Annotated in this window: 14 protein-coding genes and 1 pseudogene; 11 read left to right on the plus strand and 4 right to left on the minus strand. The window is 56.6% G+C overall.

Annotation, left to right across the window (positions count from 1 at the left end):
- Window positions 1-68: 68 nt before the first annotated feature.
- The 5 genes from epd (at window position 69) to fba (ending at window position 4,301) form a co-directional block, all read left to right on the plus strand.
- The gene (epd, locus tag E0F99_RS05810; protein WP_083356358.1) at window positions 69-1,124 is read left to right on the plus strand and encodes an erythrose-4-phosphate dehydrogenase; all 1,056 of its coding nucleotides are present in this window, start codon (window positions 69-71) and stop codon (window positions 1,122-1,124) included.
- Between the two features lie 17 nt (window positions 1,125-1,141).
- On the plus strand, window positions 1,142-2,305 hold the full coding sequence (locus tag E0F99_RS05815; RefSeq protein ID WP_083356359.1) for a phosphoglycerate kinase: 1,164 nt from the start codon (window positions 1,142-1,144) through the stop codon (window positions 2,303-2,305).
- A gap of 29 nt (window positions 2,306-2,334) precedes the next feature.
- Window positions 2,335-2,562 carry a hypothetical protein gene (locus E0F99_RS05820; RefSeq protein ID WP_083356360.1) on the plus strand — a complete coding sequence of 76 codons (228 nt, stop codon included), beginning with the start codon at window positions 2,335-2,337 and terminating at the stop codon, window positions 2,560-2,562.
- A 61-nt stretch (window positions 2,563-2,623) separates the two neighbouring features.
- Window positions 2,624-2,956, plus strand: a complete 333-nt coding sequence (locus tag E0F99_RS05825) for an MliC family protein (RefSeq protein WP_083356361.1) — start codon at window positions 2,624-2,626, stop codon at window positions 2,954-2,956.
- 280 nt (window positions 2,957-3,236) lie between these two features.
- Window positions 3,237-4,301 (plus strand): class II fructose-bisphosphate aldolase, encoded by a 1,065-nt coding sequence (gene fba, locus E0F99_RS05835; RefSeq protein ID WP_003177554.1) that lies wholly within the window; start codon window positions 3,237-3,239, stop codon window positions 4,299-4,301.
- Between the two features lie 112 nt (window positions 4,302-4,413).
- On the opposite strand, the gene E0F99_RS05840 is transcribed toward fba, so the two are convergent.
- Complete coding sequence (locus tag E0F99_RS05840) at window positions 4,414-5,667, minus strand: MFS transporter (RefSeq protein WP_232000123.1); 1,254 nt, start codon at window positions 5,665-5,667, stop codon at window positions 4,414-4,416.
- Window positions 5,668-6,033: 366 nt separating this feature from the next.
- Here E0F99_RS05840 and E0F99_RS05845 point away from each other — a divergent pair.
- Window positions 6,034-6,252: pseudogene (locus tag E0F99_RS05845) on the plus strand (fructose-1,6-bisphosphate aldolase); the annotation flags it as partial.
- Window positions 6,253-6,310: 58 nt separating this feature from the next.
- Here the strand turns inward: E0F99_RS05845 and E0F99_RS05850 are convergent.
- A complete protein-coding gene (locus E0F99_RS05850) occupies window positions 6,311-6,604 on the minus strand; it encodes a fructose-bisphosphate aldolase (RefSeq protein ID WP_083356362.1) in 294 nt (97 codons plus the stop codon).
- Between the two features lie 635 nt (window positions 6,605-7,239).
- Here E0F99_RS05850 and E0F99_RS05855 point away from each other — a divergent pair.
- Window positions 7,240-7,662: a hypothetical protein gene (locus E0F99_RS05855; RefSeq protein ID WP_408003421.1), complete on the plus strand. Its 423-nt coding sequence runs from the start codon at window positions 7,240-7,242 to the stop codon at window positions 7,660-7,662.
- A 48-nt stretch (window positions 7,663-7,710) separates the two neighbouring features.
- Here the strand turns inward: E0F99_RS05855 and E0F99_RS05860 are convergent, their stop codons facing one another.
- On the minus strand, window positions 7,711-8,376 hold the full coding sequence (locus E0F99_RS05860; RefSeq protein WP_083356363.1) for a polysaccharide lyase family 7 protein: 666 nt from the start codon (window positions 8,374-8,376) through the stop codon (window positions 7,711-7,713).
- A gap of 310 nt (window positions 8,377-8,686) precedes the next feature.
- Between E0F99_RS05860 and E0F99_RS05865 the strand changes: the two genes are divergently transcribed.
- From E0F99_RS05865 to E0F99_RS05875, 3 genes are read left to right on the plus strand one after another with little or no spacing between them, the layout of a single operon-like run.
- A complete protein-coding gene (locus E0F99_RS05865) occupies window positions 8,687-10,792 on the plus strand; it encodes a putative bifunctional diguanylate cyclase/phosphodiesterase (RefSeq protein ID WP_083356364.1) in 2,106 nt (701 codons plus the stop codon).
- 42 nt (window positions 10,793-10,834) lie between these two features.
- A complete protein-coding gene (locus E0F99_RS05870; protein WP_083356365.1) occupies window positions 10,835-11,335 on the plus strand; it encodes a M48 metallopeptidase family protein in 501 nt (166 codons plus the stop codon).
- Between the two features lie 19 nt (window positions 11,336-11,354).
- Window positions 11,355-11,651, plus strand: coding sequence for a winged helix-turn-helix domain-containing protein (locus E0F99_RS05875; RefSeq protein WP_083356366.1), 297 nt, complete (start codon window positions 11,355-11,357; stop codon window positions 11,649-11,651).
- 114 nt (window positions 11,652-11,765) lie between these two features.
- Here the strand turns inward: E0F99_RS05875 and E0F99_RS05880 are convergent, their stop codons facing one another.
- Window positions 11,766-12,218, minus strand: coding sequence for a GNAT family N-acetyltransferase (locus E0F99_RS05880; RefSeq protein ID WP_083356367.1), 453 nt, complete (start codon window positions 12,216-12,218; stop codon window positions 11,766-11,768).
- Between the two features lie 199 nt (window positions 12,219-12,417).
- On the opposite strand from E0F99_RS05880, the gene E0F99_RS05885 reads away from it, so the two are divergent.
- Window positions 12,418-13,155, plus strand: a complete 738-nt coding sequence (locus E0F99_RS05885; RefSeq protein ID WP_083356368.1) for a substrate-binding periplasmic protein — start codon at window positions 12,418-12,420, stop codon at window positions 13,153-13,155.
- Window positions 13,156-13,213: the final 58 nt, after the last annotated feature.

Below are 13,213 nucleotides of genomic sequence, written 5' to 3' on the forward strand. Positions count from 1 at the left end.
GTGGGAGCGGGCTTGCTCGCGAAAGCGATCTAACAGCCACCCTATTACCCAAGGTAATCGAGAACCCCATGCCCCAACCGCGTCCCTACAAAGTTGCACTCAACGGCTACGGCCGCATTGGTCGTTGCGTCTTGCGTGCTCTGTTCGAGCGAGGGGCGGCTGCCGGGTTTGAAATTGTTGCGATCAACGATTTGGCCGACATGGCCAGCATCGAATACCTGACACGCTTTGACTCCACCCACGGCCGGTTCCCCGGCGAAGTGCGGGTCGAGGACGATTGTCTGCATATTAATGGCAACTGCGTGAAGGTTCTGCGCAGTGCCACCCCCGAAGGCATCGACTGGGCGGCGCTGGGCGTCGACCTGGTGTTGGAATGCTCCGGTGCCTATAACACCCGTGCCGATGGTCAGCGTTTTCTCGACGCCGGCGCACCGCGTGTGCTGTTTTCCCAGCCGATGGCCAGCGAGGCGGATGTCGACGCCACCATCGTCTACGGCATCAACCAGGGTTGCCTGACCGGCAATGAACTGCTGGTGTCCAACGCCTCCTGCACCACCAACTGCAGCGTGCCGTTGTTGCGCCTGCTGGATCAGGCGATCGGTCTGGACTATGTGTCGATCACCACGATTCACTCAGCGATGAACGACCAGCCAGTGATTGACGCCTACCACCATGAAGACCTGCGTCGCACACGTTCGGCCTTTCAGTCAGTGATTCCGGTGTCTACCGGCCTGGCCCGCGGCATCGAACGACTGCTGCCGGAACTTGCCGGGCGAATCCAGGCCAAAGCCGTACGGGTGCCGACGGTGAACGTGTCCTGCCTGGACATCACCATGCAAACCGTCAGCGACACCGATGCGACTGAGGTCAACCGGATACTGCGCGACGCCGCCACCAGCGGCCCGCTCAAAGGCTTGCTGGCCTACACCGAGTTGCCGCACGCCAGTTGTGATTTCAACCATGACCCGCATTCGGCGATTGTCGATGCCAGCCAGACCCGCGTCTCCGGCCCGAGGCTGGTGAACATCCTGGCCTGGTTCGACAACGAATGGGGGTTTGCCAACCGAATGCTGGATGTTGCGGAACATTATCTGCACATCGCCTCTAAACAACCTCAACAGTAACTCAGGAACTGCGACCCATGACCGTGTTGAAGATGACCGACCTCGATCTGCAAGGTAAGCGCGTACTGATTCGCGAAGACCTCAACGTCCCAGTCAAGGACGGTGTGGTCACCAGCGATGCGCGAATCCTGGCCTCGCTGCCGACCATCAAGCTGGCCCTGGAAAAAGGTGCGGCCGTGATGGTCTGCTCCCACTTGGGTCGCCCGACCGAAGGTGAGTTTTCCGCCGAAAACAGCCTTAAGCCTGTTGCCGACTACCTGAGCAAGGCCCTGGGCCGCGATGTGCCGCTGGTGGCTGACTACTTGGGCGGCGTCGACGTCAAGCCTGGCGACATCGTATTGTTCGAAAACGTGCGCTTCAACAAAGGCGAGAAAAACAACAGCGACGAACTGGCCCAGCAATACGCGGCCCTGTGCGACGTGTTCGTGATGGACGCGTTTGGCACCGCTCACCGCGCCGAAGGTTCGACCCACGGCGTGGCCAAGTTCGCCAAAGTCGCCGCTGCTGGCCCACTGCTGGCCGCTGAACTGGATGCACTGGGCAAAGCCCTGGGCGCTCCGGCCCAGCCCATGGCCGCCATCGTTGCCGGTTCCAAAGTCTCCACCAAGCTCGATGTGCTTAATAGCCTCAGCCAGATCTGCAACCAGCTGATCGTCGGCGGCGGCATTGCCAACACCTTCCTGGCGGCTGCCGGCCACCCGGTGGGCAAGTCGCTGTACGAACCGGACCTGCTCGACACCGCCCGCGCCATCGCCGCAAAAGTGAGCGTGCCGCTGCCGGTGGACGTGGTTGTCGCCAAGGAATTTGCCGAGAGCGCTGAGGCCACCGTCAAGCTTATCGCTGACGTGGCAGCCGACGACATGATCCTGGACATCGGCCCGCAAACAGCAGCCAATTTCGCTGAACTGCTGAAGTCGTCCAAGACCATTTTGTGGAACGGCCCGGTTGGCGTGTTCGAGTTTGATCAATTCGGTAACGGCACTAAAGTTCTGGCCCACGCCATCGCTGAAAGCTCGGCGTTCTCCATCGCCGGGGGTGGCGACACCCTGGCGGCCATCGATAAATATGGCGTTGCTGACCAAATCTCCTACATTTCTACCGGTGGCGGCGCTTTCCTCGAGTTCGTCGAAGGCAAAGTCCTGCCGGCCGTTGAAGTGCTGGAAACCCGAGCCAAAGGCTGAGGCTGGTGATCCGGAAAAGGAGTATTCCCATGATCAAGTCGTTGGCACTGGTGATCGCAGCGGGCCTGTTGGCCGGCTGCGGCAGCACGCCAAGCGCTAAACCGGCTGGCGCTGAGCCTGCGCCGGGGCAGAAAAAGAGCTGCTACCAGGCTGACTGGCAAGCCGAAACCATGCCGGTGATCAACAAGCGTATCGGCAACGAACGGCTGGAGAAATACGACGTCGCGCCCAACGGTCAGGAACAGGGTTGCCCCTGACGGGTCTGATCAACTAACCGACAGCAGTGGCGGCCCTGGGGCCGTCGTTCGAGGATTGGCAATGAAAGGCGTTTTCGCCCTGGCAGCCCTGGCCTTATTGGCCGGTTGCAGCAGCATGAACATGTTCAACAAGGCAGAGCCTGCCGACACGTGGACCACCTGGACCTGCGACAGCAAGGCCGAGGTCAACTGGCGCTTTGCCAACCAGGCCCGTTCTGAGGTGGATGTACGCCTCGGCGGCTCGGACCAGGTCTACCGTCTTAAACAAGACGTTGCCGCTTCGGGCGTGCTGTACAGCAACGACCAGTTGGCGTTTCACACAAAAGGTGAGGAAGGCCTGATTTACTGGGTCGCCACCGACGATTTGATTGGGCGTGGCTGCAAGGCTCAGTGAGAACACGATCTCAAATTTAACGAGATCCAAATGTGGGAGCGGGCTTGCTCGCGAATGCGGTGGTCCAGCTGACGAATTCGGTGAGTATTAAACCGCCTTCGCGAGCAAGCCCGCTCCCACAGTAGATCCGGTTCCAAAGTGACATGAATTTTGAATCGGACACTGCAATAACGATTCAGCACGCCAGGCATGCAAACCCTGACCTGCAATAACTTGAATAGCAGCCGCCGCTACGGCAGGCTTGCACGATTAACGACCCTCGACCGGGAGAGACAACACAATGGCACTTATCAGCATGCGTCAAATGCTGGACCACGCAGCCGAGTTCGGCTACGGCGTCCCAGCCTTTAACGTCAACAACCTTGAGCAGATGCGCGCCATCATGGAAGCCGCTGACAAGACCGACTCCCCCGTGATCGTCCAGGCTTCGGCCGGTGCGCGCAAATACGCCGGCGCGCCTTTCCTGCGTCACCTGATCCTCGCCGCGATCGAAGAATTCCCACACATCCCGGTGTGCATGCACCAGGACCACGGCACCAGCCCTGACGTGTGCCAGCGCTCCATCCAACTGGGCTTCAGCTCGGTGATGATGGACGGCTCCCTCGGCGAAGACGGCAAGACCCCAACCGACTACGAGTACAACGTACGCGTCACCCAACAAACCGTGGCCATGGCTCACGCCTGCGGTGTATCGGTTGAAGGCGAGCTGGGCTGCCTGGGTTCGTTGGAAACCGGTATGGCCGGTGAAGAAGACGGCATCGGCGCCGAAGGCGTGCTGGATCACAGCCAGATGCTGACCGACCCGGAAGAAGCTGCTGACTTCGTGAAGAAGACCCAAGTGGACGCCCTGGCCATCGCCATCGGCACCAGCCACGGCGCTTACAAATTCACCAAGCCACCTACCGGCGACGTATTGGCCATCGACCGCATCAAGGAAATCCACAAACGCATCCCTAACACCCACCTGGTGATGCACGGCTCCTCCTCGGTACCGCAAGAGTGGCTGGCGATCATCAACCAGTACGGCGGCGACATCAAAGAAACCTACGGCGTGCCGGTTGAAGAAATCGTCGAAGGCATCAAATACGGCGTGCGCAAGGTCAACATCGACACCGACCTGCGCCTGGCGTCCACCGGCGCAATGCGTCGCCTGATGGCCACCAACCCGAGCGAATTTGACCCACGTAAATTCTTCGGTGCCACCGTGACCGCCATGCGTGATGTGTGTATCGCACGTTATGAAGCGTTCGGTACGGCCGGTAATGCGTCGAAGATCAAGCCGATCTCGTTGGAAGCGATGTACCAGCGTTACCTGAAAGGTGAGTTGAACGCTAAGGTGAACTGAGCCTTAGGCGTTTAAAAAGAAGCCCGCAGCGATGCGGGCTTTTTTGTGGGTGGGATTTGACTAGGTAAGCTTGAGTGACACGAGGTTCGCCAAGTGATCGTTTGATTCTGCACTAACTGACAGGTGTGTGCGCTTGTTTTCTATTCCAATATAAATAGACCGCAATTGACACTGATGCAGTTAAAAATGCCATGCCTGCAGCCACGACAAAAGGCGCTGGGCGACCGCCTGCGATGATGAGCACTGTTCCTAAAGAAGGTCCTGTTATAACGCAGAGTATTTGGATGCTCCTGAAAGACATGGAGACTCTTCCAATGTTGTCAGAAGGGCATAATTGTTGAAGGATTATATTTGAAGATATTATCAGCATCTCATAGCCGAAGCCGTTCACAAACCAAACCAACGGATAGAGATAGGCTCTTCCCGGTACTTGGAAAAGTACTAAGATTACGGTCAGGATTAATGCGGCAGAGAAAATAACTAATGCATGTGACCGAAGTAGAATCTCATCAATATTGCCCAGCTTGAACTTCACCAGCAGTGCTGCACATATTGCGCCTCCGGCTGTTGCCGAGACAATTACTGAAAAATTAACTGGAGGTAAACCTTCATAGGCTAGAAAGGACGCCAAATGCGGGTCGTAAATTCCTAACGCCAGCGATGTAAACAGGGAGTACAAAAAGCCTATGCGTAGTTGAAAGGGCAAGGCATTGAATATAGAAAGTCCTCTTGTTATGTCGCGATAGAGTGGAAGGCTCTTCGTCGATAAATCATTCATTTGCGGTTGAAATGCCAGGCAAATAGACCTTAGGAACGGGAAGGTTAATAAAACGGCGGCAGCCGACAAAAAGAATAAACCCTTAGGCGATAATACTGCCGTTGACACGCCTGCAAGTAACGGCGCAAAAATTTTAGAGAATTGATCAAATACACTGACGTGGCTGAAAAAAGATTTGCGCTCTTCAGCACGTATCAGTTGCCGAACCATAATGGTTATCGAAGGGAAGTAAAATAGGGTTGACACGCCTTTGACGATAACAAAAAACAGAAAACTCTGAAGATCTGGAGACACGGCTAGCGCTACGGTAGATAGCGTGCGGAGTAAGGCGCCAAATACGAGTGTTTTCCTTACGTCATGTCGATCTATCAGCGTTCCAACGATAGGACCAAGAAACAACATTGGAGCACCCAGGCAAAAAGCCAGGAACGCTATCGATGTAGGAGAGGCATGCCATAGATAAACCGGAACCGTGAAGATCAAAAAAATATCAAGCCACAGTGAGAGGCTGGATAGCGCTTGCACGTAAATAAGCTTACTTGATATTTTCATCATGCCGATCTGAACTGAGAAAAAGTCTGTCTTCAAATACGAAGCCGTCGAGTTTATGTGCACTGGTGAATCGATACAGGTCGCTCACTCTAGGTTCTATAATTGCACGTTTCATAGTTATTGCCTTAGCAGAGTAGCGATGTGCTTAAACCGTATGAGGGCTTATTGTGAATGTCAATTTCAGTTTCTTGAGTAGTACTGTTTTTCAATTGGGCCTTCGTGTTTTTTCAGGAGTTTATCGGATCGTTCTGATTGGCATTTCCTACATTTCGCTCCACCGTTGATTTATAAAAATACTGACTCATATACAAGGCTGCAATATCCTGTTGCATATAAGCCGAGGGTTACGTTGTCGGTGTGGTACACATATTTTTCTTCGCGGGCGCTCAACGCTAGAGGCGTTTAGTCGAGGACACCCAACGCGGCGTATGGAATGCCTACGTTGATATTGACCTGTATCTGGCGTTTACCCTCGCCACCGTGACCGCCATGCGTGATGTGTGTATCGCGCGTTATGAAGCGTTCGGTACGGCCGGTAATGCGTCGAAGATCAAGCCGATCTCGTTGGAAGCGATGTACCAGCGTTACCTGAAGGGTGAGTTGAACGCTAAGGTGAACTGAGCCTTAGGCGTTTAAAAAGAAGCCCGCAGCGATGCGGGCTTTTTTGTGGCTGATTTGATCAGGCCGCGTCAGGTTTATCGAAACCACGGTGTTCAATGACCCGGAACACGTCGCTCACGTCCTGCACCAGAATGCGCGCGGTGTTGGCCGCGTTGTTCAGGTCGCGCTCGGCGAAGTCCGGCAGGCTGGAGCAGGCGATCAGGTTGAGGTGTTCTAGCGCTGCGTTGAGACGTTCGCGCAGGCAGGCGTGGAGGTCCAGCAGTGGAGCGTCGCTGTCGATTAGCAGCACGGGGTAATCGGTGGCGGTTTCGGTGCAAGGCGTGAAACGGCGGGGTGGCAGTTGTGGCGTCATGGCAAATATTCCTCGTGTCTAAAAAGGACTACCGCCGTTCGCTGCGAAACGAATGGGTGGTAGCTGTGTGCGGGTTCGCAGACCGAGGATACGAGGAACCCGGCAGACCCGAAGGTCTCCCACACACAGCCACCATAAAATAAACGTCGGGCGCCGAGGCGTCGTCGTTGCATTCATGATGCTTGGTTACACACGTATCGTTAGGGCTGCGAAACCCTATCACCGGCCAATGCCAGCGACGGGGCGAACTATAAGCGCCGATCTGGCTGGCCGCAACGGTCGTGTAGGACGAGCACTTAACCCTCAACCAATGCGGAGCAACTGTGGGAGCCGGGCTTGCCCGCGATGGCGGTGGGTCAGCCGCCGCAAAGAGTGGCTGATCCACCGCCATCGCGGGCAAGCCCGGCTCCCACAGGGACTGGCGGTGTGTTTAAGGGGTTGGACTACTCCATGAATTGTCCTTAGGTTTGTCAGATATTACCTACGAACCGAAACGCTCCTGAGTTGTTTGCAGTCGGAACTGTCCTGAATACTAATAAGTTGATGTTCCGGCGGCGCTACAGCCTTTTTGTTTTATTGGTAGGTCATTGAAAGTGCGCTTTTATCGGCCTTGGATCATTTAAGGTTGAGCCTTGATGATGTTCAATGACGGAGAATTGATGATGGGTTTTATTAAAGCCGCTGGCGCTGTTCTGGCGTTGGCCGCGACAGGCTCGATTGCTTATGCGGATAGCCGGATATTGACCGCCTCTATTGACGATAAGGGGCAGGTCACGGCGCAGTCGCCCACCTGGGTGAAAGAGGTAAAGCTGACCGCGCAGCCCGATTACTTTTCAGAGTACAAGGTCCGATTCGTCCCAGGCGTGTTTAAAAAAATGCCACGTTTCTGTACGGTCTCGGTCACGGATGTCAGTTCCAATGAACACATTTTCTATGGGCATGCCAAGTTGGGCAGTGTTCCGGCGATCAATTACGTTAACGTCTTGACGCTCAAGGTCGGTGATGACAAACCTGCAGGTGATTCGTCGATGGGTTTCATGTTGATGTGTGTTGAATAAAATAATGTAACTAAGAAGCCCCGTTATTAGCGGGGCGTCTTTGAAGTTTCACTCGTGATCAATATCCAACTTTGCAAACGTCACCCGTGCGCCTTCTTTACTGTCCCCACTGTTGTCTTGCACATACGCCCCCGCCTTGAAGTACAACGGCTTGGCGCCCCATGCCGCCCCAATTCGCTCATTCCATTGCCCATCAGCCGCCTCGACACTCAACAACCCGGCTTTATTGAGGTTGATCACATAGGTAAAGCGCTTCTCCAGCGGCACATTGGAGGCCACGGTAATCACGCGGCCTTCATCTTCATCCGGGCGCATGCGCACTTTGGCGACGATGTTGCCGGTCTGGGTCTTTTCCTTGAATTGATACTCGAGCTTGATCAGCGGTTTTTGGCTGTCATAGGCGTGAATTTGGCCAATGACCACTTTGCCGCTGGAGGGCACTTGGTTGACGGCCAGCGTGGCACGCAGAAAGTTGTCGGCGTCGGTATACGTCCAGTTGCGCAAACGCCCATCAGCGTAGGTTTCACGCAATTCGCTGCGCGGGTAAACGGCGTTTTCGGTGCGAGTGCCGGTGACCGGTGTCCAGAATTGCACGTCGCTGCCTTCGGCCTGGAAATATTGGTCCTTGAAGCCGCTCAGCAGTTTCGGCGTGTCGATGGTCGCGGGCGGCGAGCCGACCGGAATGCTCAGGTTCCAGGTGGAAAGGTCGATCATGGTGTTGGCCTTTTACAGAGGGTGACGGCTTTGGCCCGGGGGCCTTGCAGGTTCTTTATAGGCGGTGATCGTCTGGTTGTTAAACAATTGCTGGCAATTTATTGGCGTCAGATGAATGCCAAAAAGCCATGTTTCCCATGAGGCGTGGCCTGTAGGGCTTGACCGTTAGTCGGCTTCCTGGGCTTTGGCGCAATGATGGCACCCACGTCACTTCTGCTTTTTTAGAACCGGGGCTAGAGTGAGACCTCAGTGTTTGTCCGGTTTTTATATCAGAAGTGACCGGTGCAGCTCCTCAAGGAAGAGACGTAGAATGGATTGCGCTCCACACTCAGGCGATGGCAGTTCGGTACTCTTGGTGGTCGATGACTACCCGGAGAACCTCGTCAGCATGCGTGCGCTTTTGCAGCGTGAAGACTGGCACGTGATGACCGCCGCGTCTGGGCTGGAAGCCTTGGAGTTGCTGCTCACGCACGAAGTCGACTTGGTGTTGCTGGATGTGCGCATGCCTGGCATGGATGGCTTTGAAGTTGCGCGTCTGATGCGTGGCAGCCAGCGTACGCGCATGACACCGATCATCTTTCTGACCGCCCACGCCCAGTCACCAGCCTCTGTTCTGGAAGGCTATGCCAGCGGCGCCATCGATTATCTGTTCAAGCCGTTTGACCCGCATATTCTCAAGCCCAAGGTGCAGGCCTTGCTGGAGCACCAGCGCAAACGCCGGGCGTTGCAGCGCCTGAGTCATGACTTGGAGTCCGCGCGCGCCTTTAATGCCTCGGTACTCGACAACGCCGCCGAAGGCATCCTGGTGGTGGGCGAGGGCAGTGTGATCCAGTACGCCAATCCGGCCATTTCGAGGCTGCTGAATGCCACGATGGCCGAGTTGCAGGGCGAGAGCTTCTTGAGCTTTCTGCAAAAACCCCACGTGCCCGCCTGGCTGGGCTTTGCGATGTACGAGGCGTATCGCAAAGGCGAGACGTGGCGCCAGCACGACGCCATTTTGCGCACGGGTCGCGGGCAGCAGGTGCCAGTGGCCTTGTCCTGCGCGCCGTTGCCCGCCGAGCAGAAGGCCATGGTGGTGACGGTGCTGGACATGTCCGAGGTGCGCCATCTGCATCAGCAATTGGAGTTTCAGGCTGTTACCGACCCGTTGACCGGGTTGCTGAACCGGCGAGGTTTTTACCAGGCGGTGGAAAACACGTTGCTGCGCAGCGAACGTAACGAGCTGTCGCTGGTGTTGCTGTACTTGGACCTCGACGGCTTCAAACGCGTCAACGACTCGTTGGGCCACGATGCGGGGGACCGGGTGCTGCGCTGGGTTTCACAGCAGATGCAGGCGTGTTTGCGGCCTTATGACATTCTCGCTCGCATGGGAGGGGACGAGTTCACCGCGTTGCTGGAACTGGAACTCCCGGAGCAGGCGGCAAAGATTTCGGAAAAGTTGATCGAGCGTGTGTCCGTGTGCCAACAGGTCGATGGTTTGGATGTGATGCTCGGCGTCAGCATTGGCATTGCGACGTTCCCGGACTGTGGCTCGGACTTGAACGGCCTGCTGCGCGCGGCGGATATCGCGATGTACGAAGCCAAGCGCTCGGGGCGTCAGCAATATCGCTATTACGATCAGGAAATGAACGGTCGGGCACGCTCGCGCCTGATGCTCGAAGACAGCGTGCGAACGGCCATCCAGAACAAAGACTTCACCTTGGTGTACCAGCCCCAGGTGTCGCTGGAAGACGGTCGTTTGCGCGGCGTCGAGGCGCTGTTGCGCTGGCAGCACCCAAGCGTCGGTGACGTGCCGCCGGGTCTGTTTTTACCGTTGCTGGAAGAAGCGCGGCTGATCAGCCAGTTGAGCGCCTGGATCTACCAGCAAGTCGCCGCCCAGCGCCAGGCCTGGCAGACCAGCTTCGATGAAGCGTTGGTGCTGAGCGTGAGCTTGAGCAGCAGCCAGTTCAATATGCCCAATCTGGCCAGCCAACTGCAGCAGATACTTGAGCGACATGGGTTGCAGGGGCGGCAGTTGGAGGTGGAAATCAGTGAAGACAGCCTGATGAGTAACCTTGAAGAAACCAACAAGCAGCTAAAGTTATTGCGTCAGATCGGGGTGCGTATCGCCTTGGATGACTTCGGGTTGGGTCAGTGTTCGCTGGCCCACTTGCGTGATCTGGAGTTCGATACGCTCAAGCTGGACCCGCAATTGGTGGCGCGCCTGCCGGGCTCGGTGCGTGATGCAGCGATGGCCCGCAGCATCATTCAGTTGTGCGGGCATTTTGATGTGTTGGTGATCGCCGAGGGCGTGGAAACCTTTGAACAGTCCCAGTGGCTCAAGGCCAACGGTTGTTCGTTGATTCAGGGGCCCTGGGCCGCGCAGCCGCTGAGGCCCGAGGAAATGGCTGACTGGTCCCACGCGCGTCTGCTTTGAATTCGCTACACTGGCGCCCATTCGTTCCCTGTTGCAGACCCCATGATCGCGCTGAAGTACCTCCAGGCCTACCCCGCAGCTCTCCAGGAGCAAGTGCGCCAACTGATCGCCAAGGACCAGTTGGGTGCCTACCTGGAGCAGCGTTACCCCGAGCGCCATGCGGTGCAGAGTGACAAGGCGCTGTACAGCTACGCCTTGGCCTTGAAGCAGGAACACCTGCGTAACGCGCCGGCCATCGACAAAGTGCTGTTCGACAACCGCCTCGACCTGACCCACCGCGCGTTGGGCCTGCACACCACGATTTCACGGGTGCAGGGTGGCAACCTCAAATCCAAGAAAGAGATTCGCATTGCCTCGCTGTTCAAAGAGGCCGCGCCGCAATTTCTGCGCATGATCGTGGTGCACGAGCTGGCGCACTTCAAAGAGTCAGACCACAACAAGGCGTTCTACAAACTCTGCGACTACATGATGCCCGGCTATCATCAGGTGGAATTCGACCTGCGGGTGTACCTCACGTATCGCGACTTACAGGGCAAGCCCTAACCTCACCAGGCGACCCACCATGGACGTGAGCAAGACCAAAAGCAGTTTCTACCGCCGCCTGTATGTGGCGTACCTGATCGACAGCGGGCAGGCCAGCAGCGTCCCGGCGTTGACCGACGCCACCGGCATGCCGCGGCGCACAGCGCAGGACACGATTGCAGCGCTGGCCGACCTGGATATCGTGTGCGAGTTCGAGCAGGCAGACGGCGCGCGCAATCATGCCGGGCACTATCGGATTCGTAGCTGGGGGGCGATTGATCGCGGGTGGATCGAGGCGAACCTGGCGGGGATCAAGCAGGTGTTGGGTTATCCCTGAGTGAGGCGGTGATTGGGCTGACGCTTTCGCGAGCAAGCCCGCTCCCACATTCGACCGCGTTTCAAAGGGTGTACACGGTTAAATGTGGGAGCGGGCTTGCTCGCGAAGAGGGCATCAAGCGCGCCGCATACCAATATGTGGAATATCATCTTCCAAATATTCCTCACCCTCCACCACAAACCCATACCGCGCGTAATACCCCTGCAAATGCGCCTGGGCTGACAGAAAGATCGGCGTCTCAGGCCAGATATCTTCAATGCGCTTGAGGGCCTCTTCCATCATCTGATGGCCCAGCCCGGTGCCGCGTGCCACTGGCGCGACGATCACCCGGCCGATCACCACATCACCGCCCTGGGTCTCCGGGTCCAGCAGGCGCAGGTAAGCCACCAACGCGTCATCTTTCCAGGCCATCAGGTGGTGGGTATCACCCGCAAGATCCTGCCCGTCGAGGTCCGGATAAACGCACTGCTGTTCGACGACAAAGACCTCGCTGCGCAGACGCAAAATGGCGTACAGCTGCTCCTTGCCCAAGTCATCGTGGTGTTTGCAAACCCAATCAACCGTCATGGTGTGCTCTCTTAATTAATGGCTGTGGCCGATAGTAAGCGCGACGTGCACTGCTGTCTAAATTCGGCATTTTTGTGAATGGCGTCAATTTGCCATCATTCAGTGCGATCGCCGCTGAGTTCTTTGTGTAATCTGCAATACAGGCTTATTGATGAGCTACTGTTATCAGGCTACTGCCTGCCCGCCAAGGACTTTAAGCATGCCGCGATTTGCTCGTGCCGTTGCTTTGATAGGAGTGTTGCTGCTGGCCCAGCCTGCGGCCGCACAACGTCTGCGCCTGGTAGCGGATGCCTGGCCGCCTTTTACGGACGCCACCTTGATCAACGGCGGGTTGGCTACCGATATCGTCAGCACCGCCTTGGCTCGCGCCGGCTACGCGAGTGATTTTGAACAAGTGCCTTGGGCGCGGGCATTGATGGGCGTAGGCGATGGCCGCTATGACGTGCTGATCAATGCCTGGTACGATGATGCGCGGACGCAACTGGGGCAGTTTTCCGCTGAATACTTGTTGAACCGTGTGCGCTTTATCAAGCGCCGCGACGACCCCGTTGATTATCAGAGCCTGGAACAACTGCACGATCAGCCTATCGCTGTAGTGCGCGGTTATGCCTATTCGGCGGCCTTCGATCAGGATGCGCAGCTGCACAAAGTGCCTGTGCATAACTTCGCCATGGCCGTGCGCATGCTCGCTGCTCAGCGCGTAAACCTGACGCTGGAAGATGAATATGTTGCGCGCTATTACTTGGCGCGTGAATCGCCCCGGGTGCGCAATGCGGTGGAGTTTTTACCCAAGCCGCTGAGTGAAAACAGCCTGCATATCCTGGTCAGCCTGAAGAACCCTGAGCATGAGCAGATCGTCGCCAGTTTTGACCGGGAGATTGCCAAGATGAAGGTTGATGGCAGTTATGCTCGGTTGATGAAGGCGCATGGGATGTAGGGTGCTTGAGGGCTCCATCGCGGGCAAGCCCGGCGCCCACAGGTAACCGCATTCCAAT

It is taken from the genome of Pseudomonas antarctica (genome assembly GCF_900624995.1).
In the GTDB taxonomy this organism is placed as follows: domain Bacteria; phylum Pseudomonadota; class Gammaproteobacteria; order Pseudomonadales; family Pseudomonadaceae; genus Aquipseudomonas; species Aquipseudomonas antarctica.

Coding starts and splice junctions, on each gene's coding strand:
- epd (WP_083356358.1), top strand. CDS start 69: ATGCCCCAACCGCGTCCCTACAAAGTTGCACTCAACGGCTACGGCCGC.
- E0F99_RS05815 (WP_083356359.1), top strand. CDS start 1,142: ATGACCGTGTTGAAGATGACCGACCTCGATCTGCAAGGTAAGCGCGTA.
- E0F99_RS05820 (WP_083356360.1), top strand. CDS start 2,335: ATGATCAAGTCGTTGGCACTGGTGATCGCAGCGGGCCTGTTGGCCGGC.
- E0F99_RS05825 (WP_083356361.1), top strand. CDS start 2,624: ATGAAAGGCGTTTTCGCCCTGGCAGCCCTGGCCTTATTGGCCGGTTGC.
- fba (WP_003177554.1), top strand. CDS start 3,237: ATGGCACTTATCAGCATGCGTCAAATGCTGGACCACGCAGCCGAGTTC.
- E0F99_RS05850 (WP_083356362.1), bottom strand. CDS start 6,604: ATGACGCCACAACTGCCACCCCGCCGTTTCACGCCTTGCACCGAAACC.
- E0F99_RS05855 (WP_408003421.1), top strand. CDS start 7,240: ATGATGTTCAATGACGGAGAATTGATGATGGGTTTTATTAAAGCCGCT.
- E0F99_RS05860 (WP_083356363.1), bottom strand. CDS start 8,376: ATGATCGACCTTTCCACCTGGAACCTGAGCATTCCGGTCGGCTCGCCG.
- E0F99_RS05865 (WP_083356364.1), top strand. CDS start 8,687: ATGGATTGCGCTCCACACTCAGGCGATGGCAGTTCGGTACTCTTGGTG.
- E0F99_RS05870 (WP_083356365.1), top strand. CDS start 10,835: ATGATCGCGCTGAAGTACCTCCAGGCCTACCCCGCAGCTCTCCAGGAG.
- E0F99_RS05875 (WP_083356366.1), top strand. CDS start 11,355: ATGGACGTGAGCAAGACCAAAAGCAGTTTCTACCGCCGCCTGTATGTG.
- E0F99_RS05880 (WP_083356367.1), bottom strand. CDS start 12,218: ATGACGGTTGATTGGGTTTGCAAACACCACGATGACTTGGGCAAGGAG.
- E0F99_RS05885 (WP_083356368.1), top strand. CDS start 12,418: ATGCCGCGATTTGCTCGTGCCGTTGCTTTGATAGGAGTGTTGCTGCTG.